Raw genomic sequence first — 15,024 nt, 5'->3', positions numbered from 1 at the left:
GGCGTGTGCGTGTCCCGGCAGCCGCCAGCTGCACTCAGAAAATACCCTGAATCAGCCCGCCAGGGTGTCCGCCGCGACCCGCCGGACCAGCTCCGGCAATTGCCGCATATCGTCGAACGTCAATCCGGCCCCGGCGGCCCGGAGCCTTTCAGCGTGGCCCGGCGGGCAATGGCTGCCACCGTGAAAGCCCAGCACGGTCATCCCGGCGGCATGCGCGCCGGTCACCCCGGGGACGCTGTCCTCGATCACGAGGCACCGCTCCGGCGCGACTTTCATCTGCGCGGCGGCGAACAGAAAAAGATCGGGCGCGGGCTTGCCGCGCGCGACCTGGCTCGCGGAAAAGATGTTCGGCGCAAGCAGATCGTAGAGACCGGCGCAGGTCAGGCCATGATGGATCTTCTCCGGCGTGCCGCTCGACGCAACGCATTTGGGCAAATCGATTGCGCCAATCGCTGCGGCCACATGGGTGATCGGCTGCAAATCGCTGGCATAAAATTGCAGCGTCGCAGCATTCACTTGGCTTTCGAGATCATCGGGAAGATTGCGGCCGATCTCCTGTTCGACCATTCGCCGTGCATCTTTCTCGGATACGCCGAGGAAGCGGACCAGCACCTGCTCCGATGTGATCGGATAGCCGTGCCTCGACAGCACATCTGCATGCGCGCGACAGGAGATCACCTCGCTGTCCACGAGCACGCCGTCGCAATCGAAGATGACGAGATCGATCGCCACTTAACTTGTGGGTTTGTCGTCGTCGAGCGGGACGCAATAGAGTTCGAGCCGATGATCGACCAGCTTGTAGCCGAGCTTGCGGGCGATCTCCGCCTGGAGCTTCTCGATCTCCTCGGAGGTGAACTCGATCACCTTGCCGTCGCGCAGGTTGATGAGGTGGTCGTGATGGCTGTCGCGCATCTGCTCGTAGCGCGCGCGGCCTTCGCGGAAATCATGGCGCTCGATGATGCCCGCATCTTCGAACAGCTTGACGGTCCGATACACGGTCGAGATCGAGATCTTGTCGTCGACCGCGACACAGCGGCGATATAGTTCCTCCACATCGGGATGATCGACCGCCTCCGCGAGCACGCGGGCGATGACACGACGCTGCTCGGTCATGCGCATGCCTGTGGCGGCACAGCGCGCCTCGATGCCGGACGCCTTGGAAGCGGGGGAAGGTTTAAGACCAGTCATGTGATGTCCGCCTGACGGGGCGCTTTCTGCCATCAATGTTACGACAAGTCACGTCGCATCAGAAGTGCGTTCAATTGTTCCCCGTTCGGCTGCTTATAGTAGCGTTCGCGGCGTCCGACCACCATGAATCCGGCTCGGTCGTAGAGCCGCCGCGCCGGCTGGTTATTTTCCTCGACCTCAAGAAATATTGTGCGCACGCCGCGTCCTGCCAGGTGGCCGAGATGGGTCATCAGCAGCGTGCGAGAGAGGCCGCGGCCGCGATGGGCCTGATCGACCGCGATCGAGAGAATCTCTGCTTCGTCTGCGCCGATCCGCGACACCGCGAAGCCCACGGTCTTGCGGCCGAGCCGCAACCGGTGCACCAGCGTGTTGCGCTCGCTGAGCATGCTCTCGAACTCGCCTTCGCCCCAACCGCGCGCGAAGGAGGCGCCGTGGAGTTGCGCAAGCCGTGCGACGTCGCGCGCGACAGCCGGCTCGACGACGGCCGTACCGCCGCGCCACCATTCCGACAACCATTTCATCGTGAGCTTGCGGCTTGTGCTGCAAGCGGCAGTTGTGCGGGCGGCTTTGCGTCGGGCGCCCGCAGATAGAACGGCCGCGCCGGATTTGTCGCGGGATCGGCGGCGGCGCCAAGCCATGCGACCCAGCCGATGTCGGGCGCGGGCTGCGCGTCGACCGCGACCGGCTGCGGCATATCTTTCGGCCAGCGCTCGGCGAGGATCTTCGCGGCATTGCCGACCAGATGCGGCGCGCCGAATTGCGACGCCGCGATCGCCTCGTCGATGGGAGCGACGCCCGGCCGCACCAGCTGACTGCCGTCACCGGCCACGATCTGGAAATAGACGTGGTCGTGCCGCGCGTCGATCGCCGAGATCACCGGCGCCGCTCCGCTCTGGCCGACGACGGCGGCGGCATAGGCCGACAAGGTGGTCAGGCCGACGGCGGGCCGCTTCGCAGCAAGCGCAAGGCCGCGGGCGGCCGAAATGCCGACGCGCAGGCCGGTGAAACTTCCGGGGCCCATGGTGACCGCGATGCGCTCGAGCGCTGTGAAGGCGAGGTTGGCTGACTGCATCACGCGCGCGATCATCGGCATCAGCGCTTCGGCGTGGCCGCGCTTCATCAGAAGCTGCTCCTGCGCGAGGAGCTGGCCGGCATCGGTGTCGAGAACGGCAACCGCGCACGCTTCCAGCGCGGTATCGATGGCAAGGATCAGCATGGAACGATGGTAGCACCATCCGTCATGGAATGCTCGTCATCATGGCCGGGCTTGTCCCGGCCGTCCACGCCTTTGCGGCCCCAGCCTACATCGGCCGGACTTCGACCACGTCGGGGACGAAGTGCTTGAGCAGGTTCTGGATGCCGTGCTGGAGCGTCGCGGTCGATGACGGGCAGCCGGCGCAGGAGCCCTTCATGTTGAGATAGACGATACCATCCTTGAAGCCGCGGAAAGTGATGTCGCCGCCGTCATTGGCGACCGCTGGCCGCACGCGGGTCTCGATCAGATCCTTGATCATGTCGACCGTCTCGGCATCGGCTTCGTCAAAGAACTCGTCCTCTTCGTCGAGATCGACATCGCTCGCGGCCGCACCGTCGGCGAGCAGCGGCGCGCCGGACATGTAGTGCTCCATGATGGCGCCGAGGATCGCGGGCTTGAGCTGTTGCCATTCACCGTTCGCCTTGGTCACGGTGATGAAGTCCGAGCCGTAGAACACGCCGGTGACGCCGGGGACTTCGAACAGCTTTTCGGCGAGCGGCGAGCGTGCGGCCGATTCGCGGTTGGCAAATTCCATCGGTCCGCCGTCGACCACGACGCGGCCGGGAATGAACTTCAGCGTGGCGGGATTGGGGGTGGCTTCGGTTTGAATGAACATGGTTTTCTCCAGACGTCGCCGGTTCAAGGCCGGCGCGTGCTCTATCCACTAGCAGATGGCGACGGCGAACGCACGGTCAAGGGGTAAGCTGGCCGTTCACCTGTTATATCAGCGGGTTAGGGTACCCGCTTCTTCCCTCTGCCGGCTAACGGGGCGAGGCGAACGAGCAGCAGTCTAGGACAGCGAATCCACGCTCTGGTCGCTGAGCGCGCCGGAAATGACCGTCACCGGCACCGGGAACGTGCCCAGCGCGTGCGCGAGCAGCGCGACCAATGGCCCCGGGCCTTCCGCGCCCGGGTTCGCGGCGAGCACCAGCATGGCGATGTCGGGGTCCTCGTCGATCACCGCCAGCAGCTGTTCCATCGCAGCGCCTTCGCGGATCACCCGTTCCGGCGTGATCGCGGCGATGCCGTTGGCGCGGCCGGCGGCACGGTCGAGCGCGGCTTCGGCCGCCTCATGCGCTTCGGCGCGCATGATGTCGGCGACCCCCAGCCATTCCTGGCTCTGCTGTTCGGGCTCGATGATGCGGAGCATCACCACGCCGCCACCGGCCCGAATCGCCCAGCGGCTGGCGTAATAGACCGCGCGATCCCATTCGGCGGTGTCGTCGACGATGACGAGGCATTTGGGCTTGTGACCCGGCTCGAAGCAAAGTCGCTTGCTGGTCATGCATGTCCCGGAATGTCCACGCTGACATGCTGCCACACTCCGTCGTACTTGGGGAGAGCAGAAGCGAGCCGGCGCCGTGGCGTCGGCCGCGTTTTCGCGAACTTATTATCAGCGCCGACGGATGAAGCCCACGATGTCCTTCGAGAGCGTCATGGTCTCGTCGGCAATCGCGCGCGCGCGGTCGGCGCCATCGTTCAGGATCGCGTCGATATGGCCGGGGTCGGCGACGAGGCGCTTCATCTCGCCGGCAATCGGCGCGAGCTTCGTGACGCACAAATCCACCAGCGCGTTCTTGAAGCTGGAGAACTGGCCGCCGCCGAAATCCCTGAGCACGTCGGCCTTGGAGCGGCCGGAGAGCGCGGCGAAGATACCGACGAGATTGTCGGCCTCGGGACGCGCTTCCAGACCCTTCTCCTCGGTCGGCAGCGGCTCCGGGTCGGTCTTGGCCTTGCGGACCTTCTGCGCGATGGTGTCGGCGTCGTCGGTCAGATTGATGCGCGAATTATCCGACGCATCCGACTTCGACATCTTCTTGGTGCCGTCGCGCAAGCTCATCACGCGCGTCGCCGGGCCCGTGATCAAGGGTTCCGGCAGCGGGAAGAACAGGCCGTCATTGGCGCCGAGGTTGCGGATCGACTCAGCGAAGTCGTTGTTGAACTTCTGCGCGATGTCGCGCGACAGCTCGAGATGCTGCTTCTGGTCCTCGCCGACCGGCACGTGGGTGGCGCGGTAGAGCAGAATGTCAGCCGCCATCAGCACGGGATAGTCGAACAGACCGACGGAGGCGTTCTCGCGGTCCTTGCCGGCCTTCTCCTTGAACTGGGTCATACGGCCGAGCCAGCCCATGCGCGCGACGCAGTTGAAGATCCAGGCGAGCTCGGCGTGGCCCGAGACCTGGCTCTGGTTGAACACGATGTGCTTGCTCGGATCGATGCCGCTGGCGATGAACGCCGCGGTCACCTCGCGGGTGTTGCGCGCGAGCTCGACTGGTCCGCCCCAGACGTCCACGCCCTGCGTGATCGCGTGCATGTCGACGACGCAATAGATGCAGTTGTGGGTTTCCTGCATCTTCACGAAGTTGACGATTGCGCCGAGATAATTGCCGAGGTGCAGATTGCCCGTCGGCTGGACGCCCGAAAAAACCCGTTCAACGAATGGCATGGCAGCTTCCCTGCAAGATACGGGGCGTCGTTTCCAACAGCGGCGCTGCCCCGTCAAGGGAATTTCGCTGACTTCAGGCGCCGGGATCGGGCTGGGCGGGGCGCTTCAAGGCACCGGCCGCCTCGCGCCAGGACGCGACGCGGAGGATTTGCAGGAGCAAGCCATAGACGACGATTCCGGCGGCGATCTGTGATCCCAGCGCAATGAAGCGGATGAGCCCATGGGCCTGTGAAGGCAAGAGGCCCGCGGTCAGCCACAGCAGGCCGCCCATGGCGAGCGCGGCGAGCACGATTCGCGGCAGCCGCTTGCGGGCGGCGGCGTCGACCGAGAAGCCGAATTCACGCGTGCCTTTCCGGAGCAGCGAGATCGCACTGCTCCAGGCGCCGGCGGCAATGCTGGCGGCGATCCCGCTCGCGCCGAAGAAGTGACCGAGCAGGATCGCGAGCGCGACCGCGACCACGAACCCTTTCGCGGTCGCAAGCAGCGGCGTCATCGTGTCGCTGCGGGCAAAATAGGTCGGGGACAGCGCCTTGATCAGCACGTGCGCCGGCAGTCCCAGCGCCAGCCACATCAGGGCGCGCGCCGTGGTCGCGCTGTCCTCCGCGCCAAAGGCGCCGTGTTCAAACAGCAGCCGCACGATCGGCTCGGCCAGCACGATCAGGCCGAGCGTCGCCGGCAATGCCAGCCCGGTCGCGAGTTCCAGCGCACGCGATTCCGCATACGCAACCGCGTCACGGTGACCGCTCCTCACCGCGCGCGTCAGCTCCGGCACCAGCACCGTACCCATGGCGACGCCGACAATGCCAAGCGGCAGCTCGATCAAGCGGTTGGCGAAATAGAGCCAGGAGACCGCGGCCGGCGTGGCGGAGGCGATGATCGCGCCGGCAACCATCAGCCATTGCGGGCCGGAGCTCGCGATCATGCCCGGGATCGCCTTGGCGAAGAAGCCGCGCATGTCCTTGTCGAAGCTCACGCGCAACGGTGTCGCCAGACGCGCACTTCGCTGCGACAGCAGCATCAGGAGCTGCAACAGGCCGGCGATGCCGACGGAGGCCGCCAATATCCACGCGGCGACGGTCGCGTCGACGTGCCACAGCAGGAGTGTTGTGCTCGCAGCGATCAGGGCGATGTTGAACAGCAGCGGCGAGAACGCGGTGAGTGCAAAGCGACCCTGCGCGTTGAGCAGGCCCATCAGCACCGTGACGGGTCCCGCGAAGGCAAGATAAGGCAGCATCAGCCGCGCATTCTGGACGGCGAGATCGAGCGATGCGCTGCCGACGAAGCCCGGCGCGATGATCATGATGATCAGCCGCATCAGCACTGCAATCACGATTGAGATTGCGATCAGGCCCGCGCTCACGGAGCTGAGCACGCGTCCCGCGAACGCCGCGGCAGCCGCCTCGCCGTCGCGGTCACGAACGCGCAGCCAGGCCGGGATCAGCGCCGCATTCAGGGCCCCCTCGCTGAGCAGGCGCCGCACCACATTGACGAGCTGAAATGCCGCCAGAAACGCGTCCGCCACGGCGCCGGTGCCGAGCAGCGCCGCGATCAGGGAATCGCGTGCAAAGCCCAGCAGCCGTGAAGCCAGTGTCCCCGTCGAGACGGTCAGGAAGGAGCGGATCATCGGAACTGCATAATACCGTTGCTTGCCCGCGAAGGGCCGGCCGTGATAGGCCGCGAGCCAGATTTCAGACCGACAGGAAGCGGATTTCCGCGGGTATCGCAATCCGCCAAACAGGATCAAGGTGAATGGCTGACGTGAAATATGACGTTCTCGGCATCGGCAACGCGCTGTTCGACGTGCTGGTCAAGACCGACGAAGCCTTTCTGGGCAAGCACGGCATGACCAAGGGCAGCATGTCCCTGATCGACGAGGCGCGGGCCGCCGCCATCTACAAGGACATGGGCCCGGCGACGGAAGTTTCCGGCGGTTCGGCCGCCAACACCATCGTCGGCATCGGCAGCCTCGGGGCGCGCGCCGCCTATGTCGGCAAGGTCAAGGACGACCAGATCGGGAAGCTCTACGTCCACGACATCCGCGCGGCCGGCGTCGCCTTCAACACGCCCGCGGCGAAGGACGGTCCTGCGACCGGCTGCTCCTACATCCTGGTGACTGACGACGGCGAGCGCACCATGAACACCTATCTCGGCGCCGCGCAGGACCTGTCGCCCGCCGACATCGACCCGGCCGAGATCGCCGCGGCCGGCATCGTCTACCTCGAGGGCTATCTCTGGGACCCCAAGAACGCCAAGGACGCCTTCGTCAAGGCGGCCAAGATCGCTCATGATGCCAAGCGCAAGGTGGCGCTGACGTTGTCGGATTCCTTCTGCGTCGATCGTTATCGCGACGAGTTCCTGGGGCTGATGCGCAACGGCACCGTCGATATCGTGTTCGCGAACGAGTCCGAGCTGCATTCGCTCTACCAGACCTCGGACTTCGACACCGCGCTCAAGCAGCTGCGCAACGACGTCAATCTCGGCGTGGTCACCCGCAGCGAGAAAGGCTGCGTGGTGGTGACGCCAACTGACGCAGTCGCAGCCCCGGCGTCTCCGATCGCGAAACTCGTGGACACCACCGGGGCCGGCGATCTCTTCGCCGCCGGCTTCCTGTTCGGTCTGGCGCGCAACCTGCCCCACAAGCAGTGCGGCGAACTCGGCGCGCTCGCGGCCGCCGAAGTGATCCAGCACATCGGCGCGCGTCCACAGGTGTCGCTGAAGGAGCTCGCCGGGCAGCGCGGGCTGACGTCTTAAGGTGGAATAGCCTCATCCTCGCTGTCATCGCCCGGCTTGGCCGGGCGATCCAGTACTCCGAGACGGTCGTGATTCAATCGAGAAGCTTCGGCGTACTGGATTCCCCGCCTTCGCGGGGAATGACAGCTGCGGCTCACGCCGTCTTCGCGGCTTTCAGTCCAAGCCGTTGCTCCACGTCGTCGCGCATCAGGAATTTCTGGACCTTTCCGGTCACGGTCATCGGAAACTCGTCGACGAATTCCACGTACCGCGGAATCTTGTTGTGGGCGATCTGGCCGTCGCAGAAGGTGCGCACCTCTTCCTTCGTCAGCGTCTCGCCGGGCCTGACGCGGATCCAGGCGCAGAGCTCCTCGCCGTAGCGGGTATCCGCAACGCCAAAGATCTGCACGTCCTGAATCTTGGGATGGCGGTAGAGAAATTCCTCGATCTCGCGGGGATAGAGGTTCTCGCCGCCGCGGATCACCATGTCCTTGATGCGGCCGACGATGTTGCAATAACCCTGGTCGTCGATGATGGCGATGTCGCCGGTATGCATCCAGCCGTTGGCGTCGAGCACATCCGCGGTCTTCTCCGGCTCCTCCCAGTAGCCCAGCATCACGCTGTAGCCGCGGGTGCAGAGCTCGCCCCGTTCGCCGCGCTTGACGATCTTGCCCTCGAGATCGACGACCTTGACCTCGACATGCGGATGGATTCGCCCGACCGTCGAGACGCGGCGATCGAGCGGGTCGTCGACGGCGCTTTGGAAGCTGACCGGGCTCGTCTCGGTCATGCCATAGGCGATCGTGACCTCGCCCATGTTCATCTCGCTGTTGACGCGCTTCATCACCTCGATCGGGCAGGGTGCACCGGCCATGATGCCGGTGCGCAGCGATGTCAGATCGAAGTTTGAGAATTCGCCGTGGTCGAGTTCGGCGATGAACATGGTCGGCACACCGTACAGCGCGGTGCATTTTTCCTGCTCGATCGTCCGCAGCGTTGCGAGCGGATCAAACCCCTCGCCGGGATAGACCATCGTTGCGCCGAGCGTGACGGAGGCGAGGTTGCCCATCACCATGCCGAAGCAATGATAGAGCGGCACCGGAATGCAGATGCGGTCCTGTTCGGTCAGGCGCATGGCGCGGCCGACGAAATAGCCGTTGTTGAGAATGTTGTGATGGGTCAGCGTCACGCCCTTGGGCGATCCCGTCGTTCCGCTGGTGAACTGGATGTTGACGGCATCGTCGAATTGCAGCGAGGCACTGAGCGCGGCGAGCTGTTCGCGATGCAGGGTACCGCCCATGCCGGCGACCTCGTCGAACGGGACCGTGCCCGGGCAGGCGGGGCCGCCGATCTGGATCACGATGCGCAAGGCCGGCAGCCGCGCCGCGCGCAATTGCCCGGGCTTGGCGCTCGCGAGCTCCGGCAACAGCGTGTTGAGCATGTCCATGTAGTTGCTGGTCTTGAATGCCGTCGCGGTGACGATGGCGCTGCATCCGACCTTGTGAAGCGCGAATTCCAGCTCGCTCAGCCGGTAGGCCGGATTGATCGTCACCAGGATGAGGCCGGCCTTGGCGGCGGCAAACTGGGTCAGTGTCCATTCCGGCCGGTTCAGCGACCAGATGCCGATCCGCGCGCCGCGTTCGAGGCCGAGCGCGACAAAGCCGGCGGCGAGCGCGTCGACCCGCTGGGCAAACTCTCCCCATTTCCATCTCACGCCGTGGCTGGGCGAGACCAGCGCCTCACGATCGCTCCAGCGCCGCGCGGCCTGATCGAGGCTGCGCCCGATGGTGTCGCCGAGCAGCGGCGTGTCGGAGGTGCCGCAAACGTAACTGTCGGCTTTGTCTGCCAAGATCGTGTCCTCCAGTCAGCTGCGTGCACGGCCGGGACAACAAGCCCGGCCGTGACGCGTCGTGAGAGTCAGGCGCGCCTCACGCCGCCTTCTGCCCGCTTCCCGCATCGAGCCCGGCATAGACGCCGCGCTCGAAGCCGGCAAAAGCCTCGAGACACTTTGCGTCGGCGAATGGCAGCAGCTGCATCAGGATCACGCCGGTGACGTCGCGCGCCGGGTCGATCCAGTAATAGGTGTTGGCGAGGCCCGCCCAGGCGAGGCTGCCCGCGCTGCGGCCCTCGGCGGTCTTGGCGGTGTTGATCATGAAGCTGAGGCCCCACTTCTTCACCTGCTCCGGATAGAGATCGACGTCATTGGTGTACATCGGCGCCGCCGTGGTCATCTTGCCCATGGCGAGGTCGCCGATGTGGTTCTGCCCCATCGTCGCGATGGTCTCGGCCTTCAGCACCTGATTGCCGTTGCCGCGGCCCTTGTTCAGGATCATCTGGGTAAACTTGATGTAGTCGGCCGCGGTCGAATAAAGGCCGCCGCCGCCCATGTGGAATTCCGGCTCCTGCTCGAGCTCGAACGGGATCGCGGCGAGCTGGCCATCCTCGCCGCGCGCATGCATGCCGACCAGACGCTTGCGCATGTCGTCGGTGATCTTGAAAGCGGTATCGCTCATGCCGAGCGGTGCGAACAGATTGTCGCGCAGATAGGCATCGAGGCGCTTGCCGCTGACGGCTTCCACCGCCTTGCCGACGAAATCGATATTGGTGCCGTATTCCCAGCGCGTGCCGGGGTCGGTCATAACCGGCGTCTTCAACGCCGCGTTCTGGCAGGTGGTGATGGCGGGGATGCCGGATTTCTCGAGATGGATCGCGAGATCGCCGTTCCACATGTTGTAGGCAAAGCCGGCGGTGTGGGTCATGAGCTGGCGCAGCGTGATCGGCCCCTTGGCCGGCCGCAGCTTGGCTTCGCCCTTGGCATCGAAACCTTCGAGCACCTGCGGCTTGGCGAGATCGGGCAACACCTCGCCGATCGGCGCATCCAGCGACAGCTTGCCTTGCTCGACGAGCTGCATCGCGCCCGCTGATGTCACCGCCTTCGTCATCGATGCGATCCAGAACACGCTGTCGGCGGTCATCGCATCCGGCTTGGACAGGTCGCGTTTGCCGAACGCGCCCTGATACAGCACCTCGGTACCGCTGGCGGCGATGGCGACGACGCCGGGAATCTCCCTGGCCTCGCTCTTCTGGCGCAGAATCTCGTCGATCTCAGCTTTGCCTTGCATCCGCGTTTCCTCCGGTTTGATTATTGTTGGAAGCGATCGATTGTCCTCCCGCGTGCGCCGCGCGGCAAGCACATCCGCGTACCTGCCGCGGTCGCGATGTCGTGACTTGACGGTCGGCTCCCCTCGCACGACGACAAGGCGGCTGACCTGCAACACTCCGTCACAATCTGTGGTGGATGGCCGCAACCAGCCGTGACCGTGGATGGGTGCTGGCGAGATGTTTCGACTGTTTGAAGCACTTGAAACATTTTGTGAGCTGCGGCGTTCAGCTCTCGGCCGATCGACGGTCGACGTTAAGACTTGATGCAAATTGGCGGCCGCCCACCGGCCGCGAGGGGGGACCTCAGATGATTTCGACCTGGAGCGAATGGAAGCGCTATCCCCGTCCCGGACGGGGCGAGAATCTCGAAGCGCCGATCGCGCCCGGCATCTACGAGGTCCGCATCGCCGGCACCGGCGCACTTTATTCCTTCGGCGCTGTCGACAATCTGGCACAGGCGCTGGCGCTGCTGCCGGTCGGTTCAAAGTCCTGGTTCGGCCGCCGCAACGCGTCCGACGTTCCTGATCTCGAATACCGGACCTGCGCAACCTCCTCGAAGGCCGACGCCAAGGCCGCCGCCGAGCGCATGATCGGGCGGCGCGAGACCTATCTGAGCGGCGCGGCGTAACTCCGCCGCTCCGAGCCTGGCTCCCAGCAGATGTGCGTTGCGGGACGGTGCATTGCGCGCCGCGTCTCCCTATATTCCGGCCGAACCGGAACAGCCCGCAAAAGCCCCGCAGGAGCAACGCCATGACCCCGACCGCCGCCGCACGTGCCCAGCACGCCACGTCCAATCTGCGCGACCGGTTGAAGGACCCGTCGCTGCTGAAGGAGGCCTGTTACATCGACGGCACCTGGGTCGGCTCGCCGGTCTTCGCCGTCAACAATCCCGCAACCGGCATCGAGCTTGCAAAGGTTCCGCAGCTTTCGGCCGATGACGCCACCAGGGCGGTCGAGGCCGCCGAGCGCGCGTTCCCGGGCTGGGCCAAGCACACCGCCAAGCAGCGCTCCAATATTTTGCGCAAATGGTTCGAGCTGATCATCGCCAATCGCGAGGACCTCGCGCTGATCCTCACCTCCGAGCAGGGCAAGCCGCTCGCCGAAGCGCTCGGCGAGGTCGACATCGGCGGCGCCTATGTCGAATTTTTCGCCGAGGAGGCCCGCCGCGTCTATGGCGAGACGATTCCGACGCAGCGGCCGGATGCGCGCTTGCTCGCGATCAAGCAGCCGATCGGCGTCTGCGGCGCGATCACGCCGTGGAATTTCCCGAACTCGATGATCACACGAAAGGTTTCGCCGGCGCTTGCGGCCGGGTGCACCGTGGTGCTGAAGCCCGCCAATGAAACGCCGCTGTCGGCGCTGGCGCTTGCCGCGCTCGCGGAGAGAGCCGGCGTGCCCAAGGGTGTGTTCAACATCGTCACGGGCGATGCAGCGCCGATCGGCAAGGTGTTGTGCGAGCATCCGGCCGTGCGTTTCGTCGGCTTCACCGGCTCGACCGCGGTCGGCAAGATTCTCTACCGGCAGGCCTCCGTCGGCGTGAAGCGGCTCGGCCTCGAGCTCGGCGGCAACGCGCCGTTCGTGGTGTTCGACGACGCCGACATCGATGCGGCGGTCGACGGCGCGATCGTCTCGAAATACCGCAACATGGGCCAGACCTGCGTCTGCGCCAACCGCATCTACGCCCAGGACAAGATCTACCGCGAGTTCGTGCAGAAGCTGTCGAAGAAAGTCGCGGCGATGAAGATCGGTGACGGTACCGAGAACGGCGTCACGCAGGGCCCACTGATCAATTTGAAAGCGGTCGACAAGGTCGAGCGCCATATCGCGGACGCCGTCAAGCGCGGCGCCAGGATCGTCACCGGCGGCAAGCGCAGCGAGCTCGGGCGTTCGTTCTTCGAGCCGACGGTGCTTGCCGACGTCGAGCCGGACTCGCTGGTGGCGCAGGAGGAAACCTTCGGCCCGCTCGCACCGGTGATCCGCTTCAAGGACGAGGCCGACGTCATCGCGATGTGCAACGCCTCGCCGTTCGGGCTCGCCTCCTACTTCTACTCCCGCGATCTCGGCCGCGTCTGGCGTGTCGCCGAGGCGCTGGAATCCGGCATGGTCGGCGTCAACACCGGCCTGATCACCACCGAAGTGGCGCCCTTCGGCGGCGTCAAGGAAAGCGGCCTCGGCCGCGAAGGCTCGCATCACGGCATGGAAGAATATGTCGAGATCAAATATGTGATGATGGCGGGGGTTTAGCTGCTGGTCGCCGTGGCCTGAAACGCGGCATCTACGGCGTTCGCCGTCCTCCCGTGAGGGCCTAACGTTCTCTGCAGCAGGGCTCAATGCAACGGCCCCTACGCAGGAGAACGTGATGACCAAACTAAGTGAGCTGGCGATCGAAGCCCATGGTGGGCTTCAGCGCTGGAACCAGTTCGAGCAGGTCGCGGCCGACCTTCAGCAGGGGGGCGTGTTGTGGTCCTTGAAAGGGGAGCCTGAGACGCTTCAGCAGACCACCGTGACGGTTGGTCTGCGCCAGGAATGGGCGTCCCACTCGCCCTTCGGCGCCGAGCGCCGCCGTTCGCGGTTCGAGCCGGGGCGGGTCGCCCTCGAAGCGGCCGACGGCACGGTGCTCGACGAGCTTCGTGACCCGCGCAGCAGCTTTGCAGGTCATACTCTGCAAACGCCGTGGACCGATCTCCAGCTCGCCTATTTCGCCGGCTGCGCCATGTGGACTTACCTCAACACCCCGTTCGTGCTCGCCTGGCCGGGAGTCGAGGCAGAAGAGCTGGAGCCGGTGCGTACGAATGACGGGCTGTGGCGCCGTCTTGCGGTCCGTTTTCCAAATGACATCGCAACGCACAGCGCGGTGCAGACGCTCTATTTCGATGCGGACGGACTCTTGAAGCGGCACGATTACGACGTGGAGATCGCCGGCAATACGCCCGGCGCGCATCTGATCGATGGCTATGTCGAGGTCTCGGGCATCCGGTTTCCGACCAAGCGTCGCATTTATGCACGGCAACCCGACGGCAGCTTCAGCACCGAGCCGCTGGTCGTCTCGATCGATCTGTCCAATATCCGGCTGAGCTGATTTGAGGCACGTCAGAGCATGGCGAGTGGCCCAGCCTCCTTGCGGAAGGTCCGCGGCGCCTCGCCATGCACGCGGACAAAAGCCTGTCGCATGCGCTCACGGGTCGCAAAGCCGGTCTCGCGCGCCACGACCTCGATCGGCAAACGAGTCTGCTCCAGCATCAGCTTCGCGGATTCGAGGCGCAAGGCTTCGACGGCCTTGGCCGGCGTCGTGCCGGTCGCCGAGCGGAAGAGTCGCGTGAATTGCCGCGGGCTGAGACAGGCGGCGCGGGCCAAATCTTCGATCGTGAGGCTCTCGCGCAGGTTTTGCCGGGCGTAGTTCAGGGCCTTCTGGATCCTGTCTTCGCTCGTTCCCACCTCCAGCAAAACCGAATGCTGCGATTGTCCGCCGGGGCGGCTGTGGTACATGACCATGCCTTTGGCCACGGAGCGAGCCCTCTCGGCACCGAGATCTCGTTCGATCATGCCGACGACCATGTCGGTGCCGGCGCTCATGCCGGCAGACGTCCAGATCTGGCCGTCGGCAATGAAGATCTTGTCGGCGTCCACATTGCAACCCGGGAATCTGGCCTGCATCTCCTGTGCGTAGCGCCAATGCGTGGTCGCTCGCCGCCCGTTCAACAGCCCGGCGTCACCGAGCACGAACGAGCCGAGACAGATCGACGAAACCCGCCGCGCATTCCGGGCCGCTGCGCGAAGCAGCCGGACGAGGCCGGGTGATGAGGTTGGAATGTCGAGGCCCGCCGCGACGATGAGGGTGTCGAAAGCGGCCTGATCGAAAGGCTCCGTCATGACTTGCATCCCAGCAGACGAGGTGACCAGCCCGCCGTCTTCCGAGAACGCACGAACATCGTAGATTTTTTCTCCAGCCTGCTTGTTCGCCACGTCGAAAGCGGCGACGGCGCCGAAACAGACGGCCTGGAAGCTCGGAGACAGAACCAAGCCGATTCTCATGATGACTCCTGGATGCGACGGACCACCTGTTTGTGCGCCTGCTCCCCTCGCCAATTCGATGGCCGAAATGATGGCATCTACGTCCTGTCGATGCCGTAAGCCGGCTGATACGTCTCCACCCTCGAGCGCGGGAAGACGACATACATATGGCGAGCGTCATATATGGAGTGCTCGCCGTCGTGCCAGCAGCCATCCGTGCACTTCAAGAAAA

Annotated in this window: 15 protein-coding genes; 4 read left to right on the top strand and 11 right to left on the bottom strand. The window is 64.9% G+C overall.

All coding sequences use genetic code 11. The features are described 5' to 3' along the window. Positions 1-51: 51 nt before the first annotated feature. The 8 genes from IVB19_RS36285 to murJ all read right to left on the bottom strand — a co-directional run bounded on the left by IVB19_RS36285 (position 52) and on the right by murJ (position 6,513). On the bottom strand, positions 52-732 hold the full coding sequence (locus IVB19_RS36285) for an HAD family hydrolase (protein ID WP_018455809.1): 681 nt from the start codon (positions 730-732) through the stop codon (positions 52-54). Continuing rightward, positions 733-1,188, bottom strand: a complete 456-nt coding sequence (locus IVB19_RS36280) for a Fur family transcriptional regulator (RefSeq protein ID WP_007598312.1) — start codon at positions 1,186-1,188, stop codon at positions 733-735. 38 nt (positions 1,189-1,226) lie between these two features. Continuing rightward, on the bottom strand, positions 1,227-1,709 hold the full coding sequence (gene rimI / locus IVB19_RS36275; RefSeq protein WP_018455811.1) for a ribosomal protein S18-alanine N-acetyltransferase: 483 nt from the start codon (positions 1,707-1,709) through the stop codon (positions 1,227-1,229). Then, positions 1,706-2,404 carry a tRNA (adenosine(37)-N6)-threonylcarbamoyltransferase complex dimerization subunit type 1 TsaB gene (tsaB, locus tag IVB19_RS36270; protein WP_018455812.1) on the bottom strand — a complete coding sequence of 233 codons (699 nt, stop codon included), beginning with the start codon at positions 2,402-2,404 and terminating at the stop codon, positions 1,706-1,708. The genes rimI and tsaB overlap by 4 nt, the downstream gene beginning before the upstream one ends. An 85-nt stretch (positions 2,405-2,489) precedes the next feature. Continuing rightward, positions 2,490-3,059: a NifU family protein gene (locus IVB19_RS36265; RefSeq protein WP_026233032.1), complete on the bottom strand. Its 570-nt coding sequence runs from the start codon at positions 3,057-3,059 to the stop codon at positions 2,490-2,492. 174 nt (positions 3,060-3,233) lie between these two features. Beyond that, positions 3,234-3,728 (bottom strand): universal stress protein, encoded by a 495-nt coding sequence (locus IVB19_RS36260; protein ID WP_018455814.1) that lies wholly within the window; start codon positions 3,726-3,728, stop codon positions 3,234-3,236. 108 nt (positions 3,729-3,836) lie between these two features. After that, the gene (trpS, locus tag IVB19_RS36255) at positions 3,837-4,889 is read right to left on the bottom strand and encodes a tryptophan--tRNA ligase (protein ID WP_018455815.1); all 1,053 of its coding nucleotides are present in this window, start codon (positions 4,887-4,889) and stop codon (positions 3,837-3,839) included. Between the two features lie 73 nt (positions 4,890-4,962). Beyond that, positions 4,963-6,513 carry a murein biosynthesis integral membrane protein MurJ gene (gene murJ / locus IVB19_RS36250; protein ID WP_247820836.1) on the bottom strand — a complete coding sequence of 517 codons (1,551 nt, stop codon included), beginning with the start codon at positions 6,511-6,513 and terminating at the stop codon, positions 4,963-4,965. Between the two features lie 125 nt (positions 6,514-6,638). Between murJ and IVB19_RS36245 the strand changes: the two genes are divergently transcribed. After that, on the top strand, positions 6,639-7,640 hold the full coding sequence (locus IVB19_RS36245; RefSeq protein ID WP_018455817.1) for an adenosine kinase: 1,002 nt from the start codon (positions 6,639-6,641) through the stop codon (positions 7,638-7,640). Positions 7,641-7,773: 133 nt separating this feature from the next. On the opposite strand, the gene IVB19_RS36240 is transcribed toward IVB19_RS36245, so the two are convergent. After that, positions 7,774-9,468 carry an AMP-binding protein gene (locus tag IVB19_RS36240; RefSeq protein WP_018455818.1) on the bottom strand — a complete coding sequence of 565 codons (1,695 nt, stop codon included), beginning with the start codon at positions 9,466-9,468 and terminating at the stop codon, positions 7,774-7,776. A gap of 79 nt (positions 9,469-9,547) precedes the next feature. Beyond that, the gene (locus IVB19_RS36235; protein WP_018455819.1) at positions 9,548-10,741 is read right to left on the bottom strand and encodes a serine hydrolase domain-containing protein; all 1,194 of its coding nucleotides are present in this window, start codon (positions 10,739-10,741) and stop codon (positions 9,548-9,550) included. Positions 10,742-11,088: 347 nt separating this feature from the next. Here IVB19_RS36235 and IVB19_RS36230 point away from each other — a divergent pair, with 347 nt between their 5' ends. The 3 genes from IVB19_RS36230 to IVB19_RS36220 all read left to right on the top strand — a co-directional run bounded on the left by IVB19_RS36230 (position 11,089) and on the right by IVB19_RS36220 (position 13,860). Next, positions 11,089-11,409, top strand: a complete 321-nt coding sequence (locus tag IVB19_RS36230; protein WP_007603877.1) for a hypothetical protein — start codon at positions 11,089-11,091, stop codon at positions 11,407-11,409. A gap of 122 nt (positions 11,410-11,531) precedes the next feature. After that, positions 11,532-13,025, top strand: coding sequence for an NAD-dependent succinate-semialdehyde dehydrogenase (locus IVB19_RS36225; RefSeq protein WP_247820834.1), 1,494 nt, complete (start codon positions 11,532-11,534; stop codon positions 13,023-13,025). Between the two features lie 115 nt (positions 13,026-13,140). After that, positions 13,141-13,860 carry a hypothetical protein gene (locus IVB19_RS36220; RefSeq protein WP_018455821.1) on the top strand — a complete coding sequence of 240 codons (720 nt, stop codon included), beginning with the start codon at positions 13,141-13,143 and terminating at the stop codon, positions 13,858-13,860. An 11-nt stretch (positions 13,861-13,871) separates the two neighbouring features. On the opposite strand, the gene IVB19_RS36215 is transcribed toward IVB19_RS36220, so the two are convergent. Then, the gene (locus tag IVB19_RS36215) at positions 13,872-14,813 is read right to left on the bottom strand and encodes a GlxA family transcriptional regulator (RefSeq protein WP_018455822.1); all 942 of its coding nucleotides are present in this window, start codon (positions 14,811-14,813) and stop codon (positions 13,872-13,874) included. Between the last annotated feature and the right edge of the window lie 211 nt (positions 14,814-15,024).

Source organism: Bradyrhizobium sp. 187 (assembly GCF_023101005.1).
GTDB lineage: Bacteria > Pseudomonadota > Alphaproteobacteria > Rhizobiales > Xanthobacteraceae > Bradyrhizobium > Bradyrhizobium canariense_D.
Note: the sequence above shows the minus strand (reverse complement) of the source record. Positions and strands in the feature narration are given on the sequence as shown.